The sequence below is a fragment of the Kitasatospora nipponensis genome (assembly GCF_039528135.1).
Lineage (GTDB): Bacteria > Actinomycetota > Actinomycetes > Streptomycetales > Streptomycetaceae > Kitasatospora > Kitasatospora nipponensis.
Genome location: NZ_BAAALF010001039.1, coordinates 255 through 551 on the forward strand (window position 1 = coordinate 255; position 297 = coordinate 551).

A 297-nucleotide genomic window follows, 5' to 3' on the forward strand; every position below is an offset into this window, starting at 1 on the left:
GCCCGGTGAAACGGTGCGCGCCGGTCAGCGAGGTGCGCCGGAGGGCGATCCGGAGCGTCACGCCCTGCCGGGGCAGCCGCAGGTGCAGATCGCCGTCGACGATGGCGGTCTGGTGCTCGGGTCCTGACACCTCGCGGAGCACGCAGTTGAGCAGGGTGTGGGTCACGGCGTGGTCGGCCGTGGGGAGTTCGGCGGGCGCGGCGTTGGTGTGCCGGGCGATGTCGAGCGAAGAGGGCATCAGTTGCTCCTGCGGGAGAGGAGGACGAGGGCGGCGGCGACCAGCACGGGGGCGGTCGG

At 73.4% G+C, this 297-nt stretch carries 1 pseudogene; it reads right to left on the reverse strand.

From position 1 onward, the window contains the following. Positions 1–238 (reverse strand): annotated as a pseudogene (locus ABD323_RS44750) (iron transporter); the annotation flags it as partial. Positions 239–297: the final 59 nt, after the last annotated feature.